This is a genomic window from Micromonospora sp. WMMD812, assembly GCF_027497215.1.
Taxonomy (GTDB): domain Bacteria; phylum Actinomycetota; class Actinomycetes; order Mycobacteriales; family Micromonosporaceae; genus Micromonospora.
Genome location: NZ_CP114904.1, coordinates 2,180,873 through 2,201,623 on the forward strand (window position 1 = coordinate 2,180,873; position 20,751 = coordinate 2,201,623).

Annotated in this window: 13 protein-coding genes; 1 reads left to right on the forward strand and 12 read right to left on the reverse strand. The window is 74.8% G+C overall.

The features are described 5' to 3' along the window. Positions 1-114: 114 nt before the first annotated feature. The 11 genes from O7603_RS09875 to O7603_RS09925 are packed head-to-tail and all read right to left on the reverse strand — an operon-like array spanning position 115 to position 16,539. Positions 115-2,055: a TOMM precursor leader peptide-binding protein gene (locus O7603_RS09875; protein ID WP_281575391.1), complete on the reverse strand. Its 1,941-nt coding sequence runs from the start codon at positions 2,053-2,055 to the stop codon at positions 115-117. Beyond that, on the reverse strand, positions 2,052-2,807 hold the full coding sequence (locus O7603_RS09880) for an ABC transporter permease (protein WP_281575392.1): 756 nt from the start codon (positions 2,805-2,807) through the stop codon (positions 2,052-2,054). Before O7603_RS09880 ends, O7603_RS09875 begins: the two co-directional genes overlap by 4 nt. Continuing rightward, entirely contained in the window at positions 2,804-3,730 is a 927-nt protein-coding gene (locus O7603_RS09885; RefSeq protein ID WP_281575393.1) for an ABC transporter ATP-binding protein, read from the reverse strand. The genes O7603_RS09880 and O7603_RS09885 overlap by 4 nt, the downstream gene beginning before the upstream one ends. Then, complete coding sequence (locus tag O7603_RS09890; protein WP_281575394.1) at positions 3,727-4,947, reverse strand: M50 family metallopeptidase; 1,221 nt, start codon at positions 4,945-4,947, stop codon at positions 3,727-3,729. The genes O7603_RS09885 and O7603_RS09890 overlap by 4 nt, the downstream gene beginning before the upstream one ends. Then, a complete protein-coding gene (locus O7603_RS09895) occupies positions 4,944-6,014 on the reverse strand; it encodes a lantibiotic dehydratase C-terminal domain-containing protein (RefSeq protein WP_281575395.1) in 1,071 nt (356 codons plus the stop codon). Before O7603_RS09895 ends, O7603_RS09890 begins: the two co-directional genes overlap by 4 nt. Continuing rightward, positions 6,011-8,743 (reverse strand): lantibiotic dehydratase, encoded by a 2,733-nt coding sequence (locus tag O7603_RS09900; protein WP_281575396.1) that lies wholly within the window; start codon positions 8,741-8,743, stop codon positions 6,011-6,013. The genes O7603_RS09895 and O7603_RS09900 overlap by 4 nt, the downstream gene beginning before the upstream one ends. After that, positions 8,740-10,362 (reverse strand): SagB family peptide dehydrogenase, encoded by a 1,623-nt coding sequence (locus O7603_RS09905; protein WP_281575397.1) that lies wholly within the window; start codon positions 10,360-10,362, stop codon positions 8,740-8,742. Before O7603_RS09905 ends, O7603_RS09900 begins: the two co-directional genes overlap by 4 nt. A gap of 10 nt (positions 10,363-10,372) precedes the next feature. Beyond that, positions 10,373-12,271, reverse strand: coding sequence for a TOMM precursor leader peptide-binding protein (locus O7603_RS09910; protein WP_281575398.1), 1,899 nt, complete (start codon positions 12,269-12,271; stop codon positions 10,373-10,375). Further along, the gene (locus O7603_RS09915; RefSeq protein WP_281575399.1) at positions 12,268-14,445 is read right to left on the reverse strand and encodes a TOMM precursor leader peptide-binding protein; all 2,178 of its coding nucleotides are present in this window, start codon (positions 14,443-14,445) and stop codon (positions 12,268-12,270) included. Before O7603_RS09915 ends, O7603_RS09910 begins: the two co-directional genes overlap by 4 nt. Next, the gene (locus O7603_RS09920) at positions 14,445-16,253 is read right to left on the reverse strand and encodes an AfsR/SARP family transcriptional regulator (RefSeq protein ID WP_281575400.1); all 1,809 of its coding nucleotides are present in this window, start codon (positions 16,251-16,253) and stop codon (positions 14,445-14,447) included. The genes O7603_RS09915 and O7603_RS09920 overlap by 1 nt, the downstream gene beginning before the upstream one ends. A 25-nt stretch (positions 16,254-16,278) precedes the next feature. Then, on the reverse strand, positions 16,279-16,539 hold the full coding sequence (locus tag O7603_RS09925) for a hypothetical protein (protein WP_281575401.1): 261 nt from the start codon (positions 16,537-16,539) through the stop codon (positions 16,279-16,281). A gap of 468 nt (positions 16,540-17,007) precedes the next feature. On the opposite strand from O7603_RS09925, the gene O7603_RS09930 reads away from it, so the two are divergent. Further along, positions 17,008-17,991: a helix-turn-helix transcriptional regulator gene (locus O7603_RS09930; protein WP_281575402.1), complete on the forward strand. Its 984-nt coding sequence runs from the start codon at positions 17,008-17,010 to the stop codon at positions 17,989-17,991. Between the two features lie 176 nt (positions 17,992-18,167). Here the strand turns inward: O7603_RS09930 and pheT are convergent, their stop codons facing one another. After that, the gene (gene pheT / locus O7603_RS09935) at positions 18,168-20,714 is read right to left on the reverse strand and encodes a phenylalanine--tRNA ligase subunit beta (protein WP_281575403.1); all 2,547 of its coding nucleotides are present in this window, start codon (positions 20,712-20,714) and stop codon (positions 18,168-18,170) included. Positions 20,715-20,751 lie beyond the last annotated feature (37 nt).

The window sequence follows — 20,751 nt, forward strand, 5'->3', positions numbered from 1 at the left end:
CGGCGGCACGGCGTCGGGCCGCCCCGCGGGCGGCCCGACGTTTCCGCGTGTCTGACCCCGGTGCCCGTCACCGCCGCGCACGCCTCCGGCACCGGCACTGCGGCGGCCGCCCCGCTACGGGAACGGGTGCGGCACGAGGCGCAGGTCGGCGTCGGTGAGTTCGGCGTCGGCCAGGCCCGCCGCCGCGGGCGCCGTCCGCAGCCGCGGCAGGTGCGGAGCCCGCTGCCGGATCCAGCCGAAGTCGATCGGGAGCAGGCCGGGCGCGATCATGCAGACCGAGCGGAGGCCGACCGTCTCCTGCTCCGGCGTGGTCTGGTCGACCATGATCGCCTCGAATCCCCGCGCGCGCAGCAGATCGAGCACGCGGTGCAGGTCGTCGCGCAGGTCCCGGGTGCCCGGGGGCCGGTAGCCGGCGAACACCTGCCCGGCGGGGAGCGCGTCACCGCCGTCGAGGTAGCTCTCGGCGTGCACCGCCATCCGCGGCAGGCCGAAGAGCGCCGAGTGGTCCGGCAGCCGGCGGACGAGGGTGTAGTCGTCGGCCATCCGCTCCAGCTCGGGCCGACGCCGGCGCACCGTGCCGGGCTGGTGAGGGATGTAGGTGAGCGCCTCGGCGAGCGCGCCGGCCACCGCCTGCTCCGGGTCGACGTGCGCCGCGGCGGCGAACGACAGCAGGCCGGGACCGCCGTCGTGGCGGACGGCGAGGCTGGTGACCACGGGTACGTCGAGGTCGATCCGGTTGTCGAAGGCGTAGAGACGATAGCCCTGCAGCTCGGCGCGATCGGCCATCGCCCGCACCGTCGGCGGGCAGGTGTCGAGGTCGATCCGGGGCAGCCTGAGGTTGCCGTACCAGGCGAGCAGGAACGCGTCGCGCTCGATCAGCTCCAGCAGCCCGAACAGGGCGGCCTCCTCCAGGCAGCTCCCGGTGGCGCAGCCGCTGGAGGAGGAGAGCACGAAGGTGTCGCCCGCGGCCGGCGAGCTGTAGAAGCAGAGCCGGCGGGGCACCAGCACGGGCCGGCCGGTGTGCAGGTTCTGCCCCCACACCCAGGGGATCGGCCGCTCCGGGTCGAACCGGCGCAGGATCGGGTCGGCGTCGTACACCGCGTCGGGATAGCTGCCGCAGGCGTCCGGGTGCAGCGCGTCCGTGCCGAGGTCGGCGTACGCGGCGACGACCGGGGCGACGTGGCGCCGCCGGTGGGTGCCCGCGTAGCGCTCCAGCCCTTCCAGGTAGGCCAGCGAGCGGCTCGCGTCGTAGCCGCTCGACTGGCCGCTCCAGGAGACGTCGAGCAGCCCGCCGTAGCCGCGGATGAAGACGCTGCCGGTCACCGGCGCGGTCGTCGGTGAGGTGATGGTCAGCTGGGTGCCCGCGCCCAGCGCGCCGCAGACCGGGTTGACCAGCGCGGCCTCCGGCAGCGGATAACTGCCCGGGGCACGCAGCCGGTACGCGTCGGGGCGCGGCTTGAGCCGGGGCTCGTGCGCGAGCGCCGGACCGTCGGGGGTGTCGGGTCGCGGGACGGCGCAGGTGGGGCAGCGCGGCTCCGCCAGCAGCGGGTAGCTGCGTACCCGCAGGCTGCCCAGGTCGAGCTGACTGACCCGGGGCAACGTGGCGCTGTGCCGGTCCCAGCTCCGCGGCGGCGGCAGCGACGGGCCGGCGTGGACGGCGCGGTGGAGATCCCAGACGGCGTCGAGCTGGTAGGCGGTGAGCTGCGGCCACGGGCCGACCGCGGTCATCTGGTCGCCGACCTCCAGGGCGTCGCGCTCGCTGCGGGTGCGCAGCCGCTGCCACCGGATGGCCAGGCAGTGCCCGCAGGCCCGGCCCGCCGTGCCTCCGTACGGGCCGACCAGCACGGCGGCGGCGGTGAGGTGCACGGTGGCGTCGCGTCGGTGGGGCTGCGCCGCGGCGGGCGCCGCGAGCGCGTCGGCGTCGCCCAGCGTCACCACCCGCGGTTCGCCGCCCACCGGCTGCGCCGTCCAGCGACGGTGCAGGTGGTCCCGCAGCCGGTCCGCGGCGGCGGCGAGCGGGGCAGGGCGCGCTGCCGCCGCCGCGGTGGCGGTCATGAGTCGTTGCTCCAGCGGAAGGTCCGCACCCCGATGACCGCGAACACGACCGCGAACGCGACCAGCGCGGCGCAGGAGAGCAGGTAGTCGTTCATGGTGCCGAAGCCGGTGAAGGCGTACGCCATGCCGTCGTTGACGTACCGCAGCGGCAGTGCCCGGGAGATCCCCTGTAGCCAGCCCGGCATGAGTTCGAGGGGGTAGAACGAGCCGGAGAGGAAGGCCATCGGCACCACGATGCAGTTGGCGATCGCGGCGACCGCCTCCGCGGTGTTCGCCCGGGAACCGACGATCAGGCCGAGGGCGAGGAACGCCGTCACCGCGAGCAGCATGGTCGGGATGGCGAGCGGCCACGTCGGATCCGGGCGCATGCCGAAGACCGGCAGCATCGCGACGCCGACGAAGAGCAGGCTCTGCGCCACCCCGATGCCGAGTGCGACGACGTAGCGGGAGCCGATCACCGACCAGAGGCTGGTCGGCGAGAGCCGGATGATGCGCAGCAGGTCGTCGTTGCGCCACTGCATCAGGGTGAACGACACCCCGAAGAGAGCCGCGCTGGCCAGGCCCCAGGAGAGCACGCCCGGGGCGATGTAGTCGACGTAGCCGCGGCCGGTGTCGCCGACCTCCTGGTTGCGGAAGATCAGGCCGAAGATGACGAGGAAGACCAGCGGGAAGGCGAAGGTGAAGAAGAGCGTCGTGGCGTCCCGGACGGTCGCCTTGTAGGTGGCTCGGGAGAGTGCGGCGTATGCGCTCATGCCTGCGGCGCTCCGATCAGCTCGAGGTAGACGTCTTCCAGGGTGGCCGGTCGGGTTTCCACGTCGTCCAGGTCGGCCTCGGCGCCGAGGGCGGCGAGCACCCGGGCGGTCTGCGAGGTACGCAGCACGAGCGTGTCGTCCTCGACGGCGACCCCGTCGACACCGTCGAGGCTGCCGGCCTGCTCCGGGCTGAGGCGGCCGGCGGGGACGACCAGGCGGGTGCCGATGCCGGAGCGGGCGATCAGCTCGCGGGGGCTGTCGAGGGCGAGGACCCGCCCGGCGGAGAGGATCGCGACCCGGTCGCAGAGCCCCTGCGCCTCGTCGAGGTGGTGGGTGGTGTAGACGATGGTCTTGCCGATCGTCTTGAGTTTGCGCAGCATCTGGCCGAGGTCGCGGCGGGCCTGCGGGTCCAGTGCGGCGGTGGGCTCGTCCAGGAAGATCACCTGGGGGTCGTGCACGAGCGCCGAGGCGATGGCGAGGCGCTGGCGCTGGCCGCCGGAGATGTTGGTGACCCGGACGTCGCCCGAATCGGTCAGCCCGACCAGCTCCAGCGCCCGCTCGGCGGCGGTCGCGGGCAGGCCGTAGAGGGCGGCGACCGTCACCAGGTGCTCGCGGGCGGTCAGCCGGGTGAAGAACGCCGAGCGCTGGGTCTGCACACCGATCAGGGGCAGCAGGTCGAGGTTGCGCGGGGCCGGCGACCGACCCAGCACGGTGACGCTGCCGGTGTCCGGGACACGCAGGCCCTCGATCATCTCGATGAGCGTGGTCTTGCCCGCCCCGTTGGGCCCGAGCAGACCGAAGAACTCGCCGCGGCCGATCGAGATCGAGATCTCGTCGACCGCCCTCACCTCGCCATACGACTTGCTCACGGCGTCCAGCACGATCGCTGGACCGTCGGTGGGTGACATCGGCTCGCCTTTCACTGGTTGTCCTGGTTGAGCGGTTGCGGCGGGGTCCGGTCCGCGGGACGGTCCCGACGTGGCCGGGCCAGCCAGCCGGCGATCGTCAGGCCGACGATCGCGGCGGGCGGGACGTAGGAGAGTGCGCCGATGGCGGGCCGGAGCAGCGCGCCGCCGACGGAGATCACGACGGCGGCGACGGCGGCGACCGCGAGCAGCCACCACGCGGCGAAGAGTCCGAGGTGGACCGCCGTCCGCCACGGGTAGCGCGGGCCGGGCCGGCGCAGCAGCCGCCGCAGGACCGTCGTCAGGTAGCGGCGGCTCTCCGGGGCCAGGTTCAGCTGGCCCAGCAGGTGGCTGACGATCTTGTAGCCGTCCAGCGGCGGCAGCGGGATGACGTTGACCAGCGTCTGGGCGGCGGCGACCAGCACGTACGCGCTGAAGAGCCGGTCGGCGAAGGCGCCCGGCAGCGCCGTGAGGGCCGCGCCGACGAGCAGCAGGACGAGCCCGTTCGCCACCGCGCCGGCCGCCGCGATCATCACCTGCTGGGATCGACGCGGGAGGTAGAGGTAGTCCTCGATCTTGCAGGTCAGGGTGATCAGGTTGATCCGGTTGACGGTGGCGCCGAAGTGGACGGCCACCAGCGCGTGGGCGAACTCGTGCAGCGCCGCGCCGAACCAGGCGAGCAGCGCGAGCGCGACCAGGCTGACCGGCTCGGTGAAGGCCGGCCGGGCAGCGTGCCAGAGCGGGCCGAGCCGCAGCCCGACCACCGCGAGCAGGGCGGCGACGAGCACGGCGAGCAGTGCGAAGACCGCCGGGCGCAGCAGCCACCGCAACCGGCGCGCCCACCAGCCCAGCGCGCCACGCCGGACCGGGCCGCCGGCCGCGCGCTCGCCGTCGCCCCCGGGCGTGGCGGCCGGGTCGGCGGGCGCGGCGGCCTGGTCGGCGGGGTGCGCGGACAGCAGGTCGCGCTCGTGCAGCAGCCACAGCAGCCGGGTCCAGTGCTCGTCGCCGAGGCGGCGACCGTACTCGGCGGCGTACTCGGCGCCGACCTCGGCAAGGGACCGGGCGCCGTCGAGGCGGCGCAGCAGGAACTGCTCCTTCGGCGCGATCTCGAACGCCCGGCCGCTGCGCCGGTCCTTGATCAGGTAGACCGTGTCGGGGCCGCGCTGCAACGGCCGCGAGAAGATCAGATCCTCGCGCAGCCGGGGGCGCTTGGCCAGCAGGCCGGAACCGGTCACGCCGGCACCGCCGGGTCGCGCAGCACGCGGGCGAGCAGGTAGGACAGGTACGCCTCGTCGCGGATGGTGGCGTGCAGCCGGTTGTTGGTCATGTGCAGGTACGGCGAGAGCAGCGACGCGAGCGCTTCCCCGGGGTCGGTGATGACCCGGTCGCCGCCGCCGTTCCACGCGCTGACGACCAGCTCACCGGACGCGGCCAGTGCGAGCACCTTCTCCCGGAGCTGGACGGCGTGCTCGGCCCAGCCGCGCAGGAACCCGGGCAGGCGCTCGGTCTTTCCCCGCGCGACGAGGGTCAGGATCTGTCGCACCCGGCGGCCCAGCTCTCCGGCGACGCTGTCGTACATCCGGGTGTACTCGTCGATGCCGATGAGGCTGGTGCCGGCGAAGGCGTGGTGCCAGAAGTGGTGGTACCGGTCGAGGAACGCGACCAGCTGCTCCCGGTCGGGCAGGAACGTGCCGGCGAGCACCGTCATCAGCTGCGCGGCGGTGCCCAGCAGCACCGGGCGCAGGTGCAGGTTCATCGACGAGACGGCCCGCAGCACCGTGTCGCTGGAGTGCTGGAAGTGCCACTCGGCGACCTCGATGCCCGCCGGCCCGCCGTACTTGCCGTACTCCGGCTCGTAGGGCCGGTAGCTGTAGGAGTTGTTGGGTTGCAGCAGCATCTGCCCGTTCGCGTCGACCAGCTCCGCCGGCCGCCCGTCGGGGAACTCCAGCGCGAAGAGGATGTCGTACAGCTCCCGCAGGTAGCCGGTGCCCATCGCGTAGAGCGCCGGGCGGGTGGCGAGGAACCGGCTCACCGCCGCCTCGGCGCGCTCCCGCACCGCCGGCTCGTCGGCCGGCGTACGCGGCCGCAGCCGCAGCCGCACGTGTGGCCCCTCCAGCCAGTAGTTGATGAAGAAGTGGCCGGCCAGCAGGTCCTGCTCGGTCAGCTCCCTAATCAGCGGCGCCACGCACTCGACCAGCAGCGGCTGCGGGTTGGCCGCGTAGAAGACGTGCAGCGCGAGCCACTGCCCGCGGGGGTCGGCGGCGTGCGCGGCGTCGGTGGGCGCGGCGGCGGACGCGGTCATCGGGTCTCCCTCTCCTCGGTGCGGAACGTCTCCACGGCCAGCTCGCTGACGTGCCCGCCGCGCTCACCGTGGGCGGCCAGCTCGTCGGCGGCGGGCAGCAGCTCGCGCAGTACGACCCGGTCGTCCGGCCCGTTCAGGGCGGCCCGCAGCGCCTGCGTCGACAGCGGGCTGCCGAAGTCGACGTACTGCGGCTTCGGGTTCGTCACCAGCCGTCCCGGGTCGGCCGGGTAGACGGTGGCGAAGACCTGCTCGGGCACGCCGTGCCGGGCCCGCCACCGGCGCCAGTCGAGGAACGCCGTCGGGTCGGCGCCGGGATCGCCCGCGTCGGGCAGGTCGCGTACCCGGACCGACCAGCTGCGGCGACTGAGCACGACGTTGCCGACGCGCAGCCGGGGCCGGGTGGTGACCCCGTCGGCGGTGGCCGCGGCGGGCACCCCGCGCCACACGTCGAGGCGCACCATCGACGCCGGCGACAACAGCAGCAGCGTGCGCGGGATCTGCGGCAGCGCCATCGGCACCAGGTAGCCCAGGTAGACGGGGACGACCTCCCGGTCGAGCCGGGTGGAGCGCAGCACGATCCGGTCCGTCTCCGGGTCGTGCACCAGGTAGAGGTCGTCGAGGGTGAGCTGCCGTTCGGCCGGCACGCTGCTGGTCTCGCCGGGGCAGACGACGACGTAGTCGGTGAGCCGGGCGTGCAGGTTCAGGTTGGTGGTGGCCGCGCCCCCGGTCAGCTCGGCGAAGACCACGCCCGGCGGGGTGACCTCGGCCGCCTGGGCGCGCAGCCGCTCGGCGAGGGTCGGCGTGTCGGCGTCGAAGCAGTGGGTGAACCGGCTGAACGGGAAGGAGAGCCCGCCGAAGGACTGGTTGAGCACCAGCAGCGGGTCGGGTTCACGCAGCGCCAGCTGCACGAAGTGCCCCTGCGGGTGGACACCGCGGGTGGTCTCGCCGAGCAGCGCACCGACCTCGTCGAGCAGCTCGGCCGGCAGTGGCAGCTCTGCGCGCCGCGGGTCGGCGCCGGCGAGCGTGGCGAGCCGCCCGGCGAAGAGCTGCCGCGCCTGGTCGAGCGCGGTCATCTCGGGCCGGCCCAGCCAGTTCTCCTCCGCCGTGTAGCTGCCGTCGTCGGCGAACGGGCGGCGGCCCGCGGTGTAGGAGGAGTACTGGTCATAGAGGTCGTCGTGGAAGTCCTCCACCAGCCGCAGCAGGTCGTCGCAGCGGCCGCCGACGCCGAACCGGGCCAGGAAGAAGCCGTGGAACATGATGCGGTGCGGCAGGTTCTGGTCGAAGGCGGGCAGCACCCGCTCGACGGCGGCGAGGTCCGCGCCGACCAGCCGCTGCCAGGGTTCGGCGGCGACGGCGACGGGAGGGCCGGCGACCCGGCTGTCCTCGTAGAGCAGCGTCTGCGGCAGGGTCGGGTCCTCCTCGCCCAGCGACCGCATGACCGCGCGCAGCGCGGCCCGCAGGCGGTGCAGCAGCTCGCGGCGCTGCGCGAGGTCGCCCTGCCGGTAGGCGTCGACCAGCTCGGTGATCTCGTCGAGCCGGCCGGCGAGCTGCCCGGCCCACGGCCGGCCGAGCCGCGCCAGGGTGCCGGCGAGCGCCCGCATCGGGTCCGCGACGTGCACGTCGGTGTCGAGGCCGACCAGCCGGAGCATGCCGAGCCGCAGCAGCGTCGACAGGTACGCCTCGCCGTCTCCTCGCTCGGCCCCGGTGCCCGCGCAGAGCCGGTCCACCAGGTCGGCGCAGCGCATCGTGCCGCGCTCCTGGAGCAGGGCGGTGAGCTCGTCCAGGACGCCGCTGCGGCGCAGGAAGAACAGCCCGTCGCGGACCGAGTCGAAGCTGACCGCGGCGCTGTCGTCGCCGGCGGTGACCCAGTGCCGCACGTAACGGATCCGGTCGGCGTCGCGGCGCCACCCCGGGCTCAGCGCCACCGACAGGTCGCCACGCCGCCGCGGGTCGGCGCTGATCAGGTCGGCGAGCCGGGAGACCAGGACGACGTTGAGCCGGACGTGCCGCTGCCACTGCTCGCCGACGGTGATCTCCAACCCGGACCCGCTGTCGGCGAAGCGGCCCAGGGCGACCGCGGTGAAGGTGCTGAACGGGCTGGTCTTGCACGCGGTGCGGTACAGGTAGGAGAGCAGCGAGCGCTCGACGCGGCGGGTCCGCTTGTTGGCCGGCCGGGTCAGCTCCGGCGGCGCTCCGGCGGCGAGTTGCTCGTCGAGGGTCGGTGAGGCGAGCTGGAGCCCGCCGCGCAGGCGCGGTTCGTCGGCCAGCCGCCACAGGTGCGCGCGCGCCCGGGCGACGTCGGCGGCGAAGATCGCGCCCCCCTCGTCGTACCGTCGCGCGAGCCGCGCCCGTCGCTCCAACCAGCGCCGCACGGCGGGCAGGGCCTCCGGGCGGGCCTGCTCGACCGCGGCGAGCGCCGGCTCGGGCGCGGAAGGCAGGACGTTGCCGAAGATCTGCCGGCGCAGCGTCAGCAGCCGCCGCCGGGCCGACTCGTCCTCGTTGTCGTTGACCAGCTCGTAGAGGACCTGGCTGAGCCGCTCGCCGTCGGCCGCGAGCTGCTGCTCCAGGGCGAGCACGTCGTCGGCCCAGGCGCACACCGTCGGGCAGCGGAGCGGGTCGACCGTCGACAGTGGCAGGCCGGCGACCCGGGCAGTGAAGTAGGCGCCGGTGCGCCAGCCGGCGGGGGCGGCGTTCCGCGGCGGACTCTGCGACAGCACGGCCGGGTTCACCGCAGCTCGTAACGGTAGTCGCCGAGCTGCCCCCGGTCGTCGCCGGCGAGCATGATGAGCAGCGGAAACTCGTCGTTCTCGGTCAGCCCCAGCTCCTCGACGTAGGAGACGCTGTCGAAGCCCAGGGCGACCCCCGCGCCGAGGCGCAGCGCGGCGGCGGCGGTGTAGAAGCTCTGGGCGATCGCGCCGACGGTGGCGTTGACGAGGTTGTAGCCCCGGTCGCCGGTGGCGTCCAGCACGGCGTGGGTGCGCACCGTCGGGACGAGCACCACCGCGGCCTGCTCCAGGTTGTAGTTGGCCAGGAAGTAGTTGCGTTGCAGGAACGCCCCCGGTGGGCCGTCGGTGACGGCGACCAGGCTGTGCTCCTGCGGGTCGTACGCGTACCCCCCGGCGGGCACGCCGGCGACATGGTTGACGAAGGCGTAGATCCGGGCCAGCGGGCGGTCGGCGGGGCCGTCGATCTCGGACGGCACGGTGCTGGCCGCGGTGGCCCGCAGCAGCGCGGCCAGCTGCTCCGCCGCCATCGGCCGGCGGTGCAAGAACCGGCCGAAGCTGCTGCGGCGGGCGGTGAGGGCGGCCTCGACGGGCAGCGTCATCGGCGCGGCGGCGGGCAGCGGCAGGCGCGTCCCATCCGGCGCCGGGTGGGCGGCGGCGGGCGCCAGCGCTCCGGTGGCGGGCCGGTCGACCGCCGCGGCGGTGCTGCGGTTGATCCTCCGCAGGGTGTCGAAGGTGAGCAGGGTCCGGGACCGCTCCTGGTCGTGGTGCCGCACCCGGACGGTCGCCGGCTGCCCGGCCGACTCCGCCGGGCCGGCGGCGGGCGGCGGGGCGGCGGCGGGCGGCGAGCCGGCCGGCGCGGCCCAGGTCAGCGGTACGACGGCGAAGAGCGCCTCGTCGTCGGGGGCGAGCCCGAGCAGCTCGGCGACGGCGGCCTGGTCGAACCAGAGCACCGGCCGGATCTGCCGGCCCTGCGCGCCGGCCCAGAGCCGCCAGGTCTGCACCAGCGTGCCCACGTCCATCGACACGGCGTGGTACGAGAAGTTGTTGTACTTGAACGCGTTCTGCCAGTACTTCACCCCGATGACCAGGAACTGGCTGGCGGGGCGGGGCGGGTCGACCGCCGCGTTCACCCGGGCGCTGACGTCGCCGGTGAGCAGCCGCTGCATCGCGTGCCGGGCGTGCGCGTAGTAGTAGACGCCCGGGGTGACCCCGGCGCCGGGTCCGGCGACCCAGTAGACGCTGCACGGGTACAGGCCGCCACCCGAGGCGGTGCCGCGGTGCCAGTTGGCGTGCGCGTAGGACGGCAGCGCGGCCAGGTCGGTGTTGGCCTGGATGCCGAGCCGCCGTCCGAGCAGCCCGTACGAGTGGTGCAGCAGGCCGGCCAGCAGCGGCAGCGTGAACGGCTCGTCGGCGTCGCCCGGGCCGCGCAGCGCGGTGTCCAGGTCGACGCCGGTGGCCGGCGGGGCGGGCAGACCGAAGGCGCTCGCCCGCGGGTAGTACTTGCCGCGGCGGGGTGCGTCGCCCCAGTCGGGGGTGAAGTCGACCGGAGGCATCGGCTCACGGCCGCGGCGCAGGATCGCGGTCGCGTACGCGTGGGCGAAGCCGGGATTCTCAGGCGTCATGGCAAGCACCTCACGGAAACGGGTGGGGAACGAAGTGGACTTCTTCGTCGCGCAGGTCGCGGTCGAGCAGCCCGGCGGCGCGGAACGCGGTCCGCAGCCGCCGCGCGTGCGGGGCGCGCTGGCGCAGCCAGCCGAAGTCGATCGGCAGCAGCCCCGGGACCACCACGCTCGCCGTCGCCAGGCCCAGATCACGCTGCTCGGGCGTGGTCTGGTCGACCGCGATCACGTCGAAGCCCTGCGCGGTCACCGTCTTCAGGCAGCGTTCGAGGTCGTCGCGCAGGTCGGCGGTGACCGGCGGGGCCGGCCGGTCCCGCTCGTACAGCTCGGCCATCTGCACCGGCCGGGGGCCCCGCTCCAGCAGGAACCCGGCGTGCCGCGCCATCTCCGGCAGACCGTAGAGCAGGGGATGGTCGTGCAGCCCCTGCACCTGGGAGAAGTCGGTCACCATACGACGCAGCCGGGGCTCGTCGGCGCCGGCCCGGACCCGGACCATGACCGAGTCGGTGGCGATCTCGCAGAGCGCCGCGGTGATCGCGGCCTGCGGGTCCAGGCTCGCCCCGCCGCCGAAGGCCAGGGTGCCGAGGCCGCCGTCCTCGCGGACGGCCACCGCGGTCACCACCGGGATGTCGAAGGTCATCCGGGTGTCGAAGAACCGGGCCCGGTAGCCGTACATCGCCAACCGGTCGATCATCATCCGGGTCTGCGGCCGGTCGATGCTGGCCGGGTCGATCTCCGGCAGCGAGCGGCCGCCGTACCAGGCCAGCAGGAACGCGTCGCGCTCGATCGCCTCCATCAGGCCGTGGTAGACCGCCTCCACCAGCGACGCGCCGGAGGCGCAGCCGTTCGACGTCTCCTGGACGAAGCGCTCCTCGACACTCGCCGCGTGGTAGTAGACGAGGATCTCCGGCACCAGCACCGCGCGCTGGTCGCGCAGCGACCAGCCCCACACCCAGGTGATCGGCCGGTCCGGGTCGAACCGGTGGAGGTACGGGTTGGCCTGGTAGAACGCGTCGGTGTAGAGCCCGCACTCGCGCGGGTCCAGGGCGTCGCCGCCCAGCTCCCGCAGGGTCGCGGTGACCGCGGTGCGCTTGCCGCGCGGGCGTAGGCCGGCGGCGCGCTCCAGCCCTTCCAGCACCGCGATCCGGGCGCTGCGCCGGTAGCCGTCGGCGTGCCCGCCGTACAGCGTCTCCCGTAGGTAGCGGCCGCTGCGCAGGGTGAACGAGCCGATCGCCGGTGAGGTGGAGAGCGAGGTGACGTCCTGCCACAGGGTGGCGCCGAGCGCGCCGCAGACCGGGTTGGCGAACGCCTCGACATCCAGCGGGTAGTCGTCCAGATCCCGGCCGCGGAAGGTATTCGGCGCCAGCTTCGGGGTGGCGGGCAGCTCGATCACGGCCAGCTCCGCCGCGTCGGCGACCCCGCCGCCGCAGCTCGGGCACTCCGGGTCGGGCAGCAGCGGAACCCGGTGCACCCGCAGGGTGGACAGGTCGACCTGGAGCACCGTGCCGACGCCCGGCGCCGCCGCGTCGGGACCGTCCGGCGCGACGCCGGCGGCGCGGTGCGCGTCGATCAGGGCGTGCAGGAAGTCCGCGACGAACGGGGTCGCGTACGGCCACGGGCCCGCCGCGACGGTGTCGCCGCCCAGCTCGACCGCGTCGCGCAGGTCCCGGTGCCGCACCGCCTGCCAGCGGCGCGCCAGGCAGGTCGGACAGGCCGCCGCGGGTGGCAGCGGCCCGAGCAGCGCCAGCTGCCCGTAGAGCAGCACCCGGGGCGCGCGCGCCGGCCGGGCGGGTGCGCTCAGCTCGTCACGCACCCCCAGCGCGACCACCTCGGCGTCGCAGCCGCGCTCGGCGAGCAGCCGGGCCAGCCCGGCACAGACCAGCTCGTCGGTCGCCGACCCGCCGCCGCTCATCGGTCTTCCCCGGCGGCCAGCAGCACCTTCACCACGACCAGCCCGCCCGCGGCCAGGTCCGCGCCGCCGACCGGCGCCACCAGCACGTCGTACCCGTGCTCCCGCAGCCGGTCCAGCACGTCGGCCCAGCGGTGGACCGCACCGGCGGCGGCGTCCGTCTCGCCGTGCACCGCCACCGTGCCGGCGTCGAAGTCGACGAGCACGGGGTCACCGGTGTCCGGCACCGCGTCGGGGTCCTGTGCGCGCAGCTGTGCCTGGCCCAGCACGTCGCGCAGCGCGGCCACCGCGGCCACCGTCCACGCCGGGTCGGCGGCGAGCGCGTACGACCACTGACCGCGGGTCGGGTCGAAGGAGCGCGCCAGCAGCACCGTCACTCCGGTGTCGGGCTGCCCGCCGAGGTCGAGCAGCTCCACGGCCACCCCGAGGTTCGCCGCCGACTTGGTCAGGAAGACCAGCTCGGGGTCGGTGCCGATGGTGTCGAGGCGGATCCGCCGGGCGGTGGCCGCACCGCCGACGACCTGCCGCAGCGCGTGCCCGGCGAGCGCCGAGGCGAGCCCGGACCGGACCGCCTCGGCGAGGTCGCCGCCCGCTCCCCCGCCGGCGCTGGTCGGCTCCACGCCGCGACCGTGGTTGGCCGGCCCGAACGGCTCCAGCACCGCGGCCGGCACCGCCGCCGCCTCGCCGGTGAGCAGTGAGCGGGCCGCGGCCCAGGCGTCGGCGGGGTCACCCCAACCCGACGCGAGGCCGAGACGGGCGGCGCCGACCCGCGGCACGTCGCCGGGGGCCACCTCGTTGGCAGCGGTGTGGCCGGCGCCGGCGACGGCCGCCACCCGTAGCGCCCGCAGCCGGGCCGCCGCGACGTGGTGGACGTCGAACGCGCTCACGGTGCGGCGCCGGCCACTGCCGTCGGTGAACTCGACCGAGCCGATCTTGATCGGGGTCTGGTCCCACCGCTCGTCGTCGTAGCGGCGGAACACCCCCAGGTGCGGCTGGAGCAGTGGCTGGTGGGCGGCGAGCCGCTCCACCGCCGCCTGCGCCTGCGCGGACTGGTCGGCCGCCTCGCCGGTCTCGACAGGCGGCGCGTCCAGCTCGACGGCGGTCCACGCCGACTCCGCCGGCCCCGGCCGGCAGAACGCGCACCGGGGGTGGGGAAGCAGCCGTTCGGTCAGCACGTCGAGCGAGGCGAGGTGCTGCACGATCACGCTGCCGTCGGTCTCGGCCGGCAGCGCGCCGGTCGTCAGTCGGAACACCTCGTAGGCGAGCAGGTTGCCGACCATCGCCGCGAGCGGCCCGTCCGGCTGGGCGGCGGCCGGCGCGGCCCCGGACGGCAACGCCGCGGACCGCCACACCTGCCCGGCGGCGTCGGTCTCGTCGTTGTCGCCGAGTCGCAGCATCGCGCAGCACCAGCAACCGGTACGGCCCGGGCCCTGCACCGGGCCGACCAGCATCCGGCCGCCGGCGACCCAGGCCGGCAGGAGCAGCCGGTCGGCGGGGACGCCGGCCGCGAGCAGCCGCAGGGTGTCGCGGGGCGCGTCGTCGCCGGCGGCCACCACGACGATGTCCGCCGCGGCCAGCTCGGGCCAGCCGACCTCGCCGGCGGCGGGCAGCACCTCGACGGTCGCGGCGCAGCCCGCGGCGTCCAGCTCGGCCAGCTCGGGTGCGAGCGCCGCCTCGACCGCCGGCGGGACGGTCACCGTGGCGGCGCCGTTGCGCAGCAGGCCGGTGGCGCACGCGACGGCGACGGGTCCGGTGCCCAGCACCGCGATCCGGGTGCCCCGGAAGGTGGCGAAGCGCTGCTGCGCCCGGTCGGTGTAGTGGTCGACGTAGGCGATCTGGGTGGCGAAGTGGGCGGCCACCGCCGGACCGAGGATCGCCGCCGGATCACCCTCCGCCTCGGGGATGTCCCGGGCGAAGCCACGTGCGTAGAGCGCGCTCACCAGCTCGCCGATCATGGCGCGCTGCGCGGCGGGCAGCGGCGCGCAGATGTCGGCGACCCGGTTGCGCCCGTTCAGGTGCGGGACGAGCACCGACGCCAACCGGTACGCGGTGGCGGAGGAGAGCCGGAATCCACTGTTGGCGTTGTGGAACAGCACTCCGTCCTCGGTGCGGGTGAACAGCACGTCGTGGCGCATCCGCGGCCGGGTCTGCGCCACCGTCTCGTAGGCAGTGCTCATCAGAGGGATCCCTTCGCTCGGTACGGGGGTGGTGGCGGGCCGGGGTGGGGTGCGGGCCGGTCGGCGACGGCGTGGGCATGGCGCCGCAGCAGCCCCCGGATCCAGTAGTGGTCCACGGCCTCCTCGACCAGGCTGTGGTCGACCAACGCGTCGAGCAGGTCGCGGGCCGCGGGCGGCTCCACGTCCAGCAGCTCCGCCGCCCGGCCCACGGTGATCGGCGTGGACGCCGCGGTGGCCAGGCGGACGAACGCCGCGGCCAGCGCCTCCCCGGTCCGGGACAACGTCTCGTCGAAGCGGAAGCCGAGCGACATGTCCGGCTCCCCGGGCAGGCTCAACCGGCCCAGCGGGTCCGCGCGCAGCCACTCGACCGCCTCCGCGAGGCTCATCCGGGCGCGCAGCAGGATCCGGGTGGCGGCGATGCGCAGCGCCAGCGGCAGGTGTTCGCAGAGCGCCGCGAGTGCCGTGGCGGCCCGCGGGTCGGCGTCGACCTGCTCGGGCCCGAGCGCGGCGGCGAGCATCCGCAGCGAGTCGGCGGGGTCGAGCGGCTCGACCCGGTGCAGCCAGCCGCCGAGCCGCGCGACCGGACCGGAGAGGCTCTGCCGGCTGGTCAGCAGCAGCGCGTCGCCGGGCGCCAACAGGGCGGGCAGCTCCCGCGCCTGGCCGGCGTCGACCACGTCGTCGAGCACCAACAGCCGCCGGCCGCCACGGGCGCCGGCGTCCCGGCCGCGCGCGGCGAGCAGCTGCCGCTCGACGTGCTCCAGCGGCGACGCCGACCCGGTGGCCGAGCCCATCTCGACGCGCACCTGGCCACCGGAGAAGTCGTCCGCGACGAGCTGGCCGACGTGCCGCGCCAGCGCGGTCTTGCCGACGCCGGGCGGGCCGCTGAGCGCCACGATCGGGCAGCCCGCGCGGAGCCGGTCGGCGATGGTGCCGCCGAGCGCGTCCCGGCCGACGAAGCCGGGCGCGAGCGGGTGCCGGGTCGGCGCGGCGACGGGCGCGGCCGCCGGGCCGGCCGGGGTGGGCGGTTCGCCGCGCAGGATGGTCAGCTCCAGCCCGCGCAGCGCCGGGCCGGGGGCGACGCCGAGTTCGTTGCCGAGATGCTCCCGGATCCGGCGCAGCTCGGCCAGCGCGTCGGCCTGCCGGCCGGTGCGGTAGAGCACCGAGACGAGCTGCGCCGAGAAGCGCTCGTTCGCCGGGTAGGCGCGGGTCGCGGTCCAGAGGTCCACCTGTACGGAGCGATCCCGGCCCAGGCCGATCTTCAGGTCGCAGACCCGCTCGATCACCCGGACCCGCTCCTCGCTGATCCGGGGCACCACGTCACGGTGCAGCGCCTCCGACGGCACGTTGGCCAGCATCGGGTCGCTCCACAGCGCGAGCGCCTCCTCCAGCATGGCCAGCTCCGCCTCCGGTTCCGGTTCGTCGCGGCTGCGGCGGATCAGGTCGCGGAAGCGCATCAGGTCGACGGTCTCGGCGGTGGCGGTGATCCGGTAGCCCCCCGGGACGGTCTTGATCACGCTGCCGGTGATGCCGTGCCGACTGAACAACTGCCGCAGGCGCAGCGCGCAGGTCTGCAGCGCGGCCTTGGCCGAGGCGGGCCGCTCGTCGCCCCAGATCGCCTGCTGCAGCGCGCCGACCGACACCACCTCGTCGGGGTGCAGCAGCAACGCCGCGAGCAGCGAGGTCACCTTGGACGGCGGGAGGACCAGCGCGTCCGCGCCGCTGGTGAGGGTCAGCGGGCCGAGCACCCGGAACGCCGCCGGCCGGACCGCCCGGTCGTTCCCGGGTGGGCTCACCGCGACACGTTCCATCGCGACCTCCCCGTCCGAACGGACGTCAGGTGACCGTCCAGCCCCGCAGCGCCGGCACGCTGCGGATCGCACGCTGGCAGACCCGCTGCACGATGTAGTCGGAGATCGCCTGCTCCGAGGCGATGGTGAAGACCGCGATCTCCACCTGTCCGGCGAAGGCGCGGGCACGGATGTGCCGGATACCGTCGGCCGCGGCGGCGTTGAGCCACAGCAGGTCCGTCAGTTCGCCGGCGGACAGGTCGTAGTCACCGCGCGGCGGCCGCAGCGCGATCCGGGTGAGCAGCACGGCGAGCCTCCGCTGAACCGGGCCGACCAGGTCTGCGCGCGTGCCCCTGTGAGCCGAACCCAGGACGACGGTCGGGCACCTCGACGAATCGGATCCGCGATGCATTCGCTGCCGTGGTCGCGAATGCATCGACTGTCCACTTCCGCCCGATGTGCATCGGGCACCTCCCTCGTCTGCCGCCCGCCTGGTTGCGGCGCCGGGATGAGCGTGCGGCCCGGGCCTCGTCCGCGTCATCACTTCGGGCGCTGCCGGAACCGGCCGTGGCCGGTTCCGGCACGCCGAGTGGTCATCAGAAATCAAAGAATGCCTATTTTGCGGTCGGTGGATCCACTTGTCTCATTGATATGCATGCCTGCGCGTGTTCACCGTTTCAGCCCCCTCCGGCCAGGCTCTTGTCGGCGAACGAACACAGTTTGGAGACCTTGCGGGGGACCCCCCGTCAACTAATGTGATCACGCGGTGAACACAATGGAGGAGACCTTGCTCGAACGGCTGGGTGTGTCGGCAGCTGCCGAAGCCGTCTACTGGGCGATGTTGGATCATCCGACGTGGGACGTCGACGAGCTCGTCACGAACCTCGACATCCCGGAGACCGTCGTCCACGACGCCCTCGCCGCGCTGGCCGACCGCGCGCTCATCACGCCGTCGACCAGCCGGCCGGGCGCCCTACGCGCGGTGAGCCCCCAGATCGGCCTGCTCGCCCTGCTCGACCAGGCCGAACAGCAGATGATCGCGCAACAGGCGAAGCTCCAAGCGGCACGTGCCTCGGTGCTCGCCCGCGCCGCCAGCCACGACACCCACCGCGAGCGGGAGGAGATCGTCCGGCTCGAGGGGGTCGACGCGGTGCGGGACCGCCTCGCCGAGCACGCCCGCACCGCCTCCGAGAGCTTCATGACGCTCACCACCGGCCGGGCGATGCCGGCGCAGGCCATCGAGACCGGCAAGACGCTGACCCGGATCGCGCTCTCCCGGGGGGTGACGATCCGGCACATCTACCAGGAGAGCACGCTGCACGACGCCGCCTCCCGCGCGTACGCCGAGCTGATGGCCGAGCAGGGCGAGCAGAGCCGGGTGATGCAGGAGGCGCCGCTGCGGATGACCCTCGTCGACCGGCAGTTCGCGCTCATCCCGATCGAGCCGCACTCCGGCCGGGGCGCGCTGGAGATCCGAGGCAACCGCCTGGTCTCGGCGCTGTGCCTGCTCTTCGACCTGCTCTGGGAGCGGAGCACGCCGTTCCCCCGGCCGTCCACCGCGGACGAGAACGGCCTGACCGACCAGGCCGTCGCCATCCTGCGGCTGCTCCGCCAGGGCCGTACCGACGAGGCGATCGGCCGTCAGCTGGGGCTCTCCGAACGCACCGTGCGCCGCACCGTCCGCGACCTGATGCAGCGCCTCGACGCCGAGAGCCGCTTCCAGGCCGGGGTGGAGGCGGCGCTGCGCCGCTGGATCTGACCGCCCGACCCCGGACGCGCCGAACGCCAGGACCCCACCCGAGCCGGGCGCGCCGAGTTCCCGCGCGCCGAGCGCGCCGCGCGGCCGGACAGCCGCCCGGCGCCGGGGAACGCGGAGCGGACCCCGGGTCCCGGCCGGGCCGCGGGAGCGGGCCGGCCGGGGACCCCGAATCGAACTCAGGCGCCGCGCAGGACCGCGCCGAAACGCTCGGCGGCCACGGCGACCGCCGCGTCCCGCGCGGCCACCGCCTCCTCCACCGTCAGCGTCCGGTCCGGCGCCCGGAAGGTGAGCTTGTACGCGAGCGACCTGCGCCCGGCGCCGAGCTGCTCAGAGGCGTACACGTCGAAGAGGCGGACGTCCTCCAGCAGCTCGCCGGCGCCCTCGGCGAGAGCACGCTGCACCTGGGCGGCCGGCACCGACTCGTCCACCACCAGCGCGACGTCGATCAGCGCCGGCGGGAAGCCGGAGACGGCGGGCGCGGGCAGCACCGGCGGGGCCGGCAGCCGGTCGAGGTTCAGCTCCATGGCGCTGGTCCGCCGGGGCAGCTCCAGCGCGGCGACGACCGTCGGGTGCAACTCGCCCGCGTGCCCCACGACCGCGCCGTCGACCAGCAGCTCGGCGCAGCGCCCCGGGTGCCACGGCGCGTACTCGGCGGCCCGGACCTCGACCCGGTCGTCGGGGACGCCGGCGGCGGCGAGCACCGTACGCCCGGCCTCGATCGCGTCCGCCCAGCCGGCCACCCGGCCCGCGCCCCACCAGCCGGACAGCTCGATCTCGCCGGTCAGCACGGCGGCGACGTGCCGGGGCTGGTCGGGCACCACCGCGTCGGCGGCGGCGAACTCGGCGTCGGTGGGCCGCCGGTCCACGCCCATGGCCGGCGGGGTGCCCGCGCCGGGCCGCGGGTGGAAGACCGCCCCGATCTCGTAGAGCGCGAGGTCGCGGTGGCCCCGACCGAGGTTGCGCCGGAGGATGCCGAGCAGCGGGCCGAGCAGCGTGGCCCGCAGCAACGGCTCCTCGTCGGAGAGCGGGTTGGCCAGCCGCACCGCCGGGCGGCGCGGGTCGTCGGCGGGCAGGCCGAGCAGGTCGGGCAGCTCGGGCGAGACGAACGGGTGGGCGAGCACCTCGACGTACCCCCGGTCGGCCAGCGACCCGGCGATCGCCCGGCGCCGCCGCTGCTGCCAGGTCAGGCCGCGGCCGGCCGGCGCCACCGGCAGCACCGACGGCACCCGGTCGTACCCGTCGAGGCGAACCACCTCCTCGACCAGGTCGGCCGGGTCGGCGAGGTCGGGCCGCCAGGACGGCGGGGTGACGGTGAGCGCCACCCCGGCCCCCGCGGCGACACCGACGGCGCCGGGGTCCTCGGCGAGCCGGTCCGCGCCCTGCGCCACCGAGCAGCCGACCTGCTCCAGCAGGGCGACCACCCGCGCCGGCGGGTAGTCGACGCCGATCCGCCGGCTCGGCAGGTCCGCCGGCAGGGTCACCGGCGTACGTGCCCGGACGTGGTCGATGTCCAGGATCTCGTCGCCCGCGACGCCGCCGCCGTACTCGGTGAGCAGCCGCACCGCCCGCTCCAGGGCGACCAGCGGCAGGGCCGGGTCGACGCCCCGCTCCCAGCGCTTCGCGGCCTCGCTGAACAGCTTGTGCCGGCGGGCGGTCCGCCCGACCATCACCGGGGCCCAGTGCGCGGCCTCGAAGAGGACGTTCGTGGTGTCGGCCACGACCTCGCTGGTCTCGCCGCCCATCACCGCCGCGAGCGAGATCGGCCCGGTGGCGTCGCAGATCACCATGTCCTCGGGCGCGAGCACCCGCTCCACACCGTCCAGAGTGGTTAGCTTCTCCCCCGGCTCGGCCCGGCGGACGACGAGGGGCCCGGCGATCCGGTCGGCGTCGAAGGCGTGCATCGGCTGGCCCAGTTCCAGCATCACGTAGTTGGTGATGTCGACCGGCAGCGAGATGCTGCGGATGCCGGCGGTGGTGAGCCGCTGCCGCATCCACTCGGGCGACGCGGCGGCCGGGTCGACGCCCCGGACCATCCGGGCGGCGAACCGGTCGCAGCCGACGGTGTCCCGCACCTCGACCGGGTACGCCGGATCCGGCGTGGCGCCGGGTGCGGGCACCAGGCCCGGGTCGCGGAACGGCAGCCCGAACGCGTGCGACAGCTCCCGGGCCAGGCCACGCAGGCTCAGCGCGTACCCGCGGTCCGGAGTGATCTCCAGCTCGAGCACGACGTCGTCCAGGCCGACCACCGGCCGCGCGTCGTCGCCCGGCTTGGCCGGGCTCTGCGCGGGCAGCACCATGATGCCCGAGTGGTCGTCGCCGAGGCCCAGCTCCTTGGCGGAGCAGATCATGCCGTTGGAGTTGCGGCCGTAGGTCTTGCGCGCGCCGATGGCGAAGCCGCCGGGCAGCACCCCGCCGGGGAGGATGACCACCACACGATCACCGACGGCGAAGTTGGTCGCCCCGCAGACGATCTCCTGCGGCTCGCCGGTGCCGTTCGCGGGCCCGACGTCGACCCGGACGAACCGGATCGGCTTCTTGAAGCCGGTGAGCTCCTCGATCTCGAGCACCTCGCCGACCACCAGCGACCCGGTGACGCTCTCCCGCAGGTCCACCGCGGACTCGACCTCGATGCCGAGGCCGACCAGGGCCTGCTCCAGGTCGCCGGTGGGCAGGTCGGCGGGGAGGTCGACGTACTCCCGCAGCCAACTGACAGAAACTCGCATGACTCAGACCACCGTCTCCGTAACTCGTACCCGCATC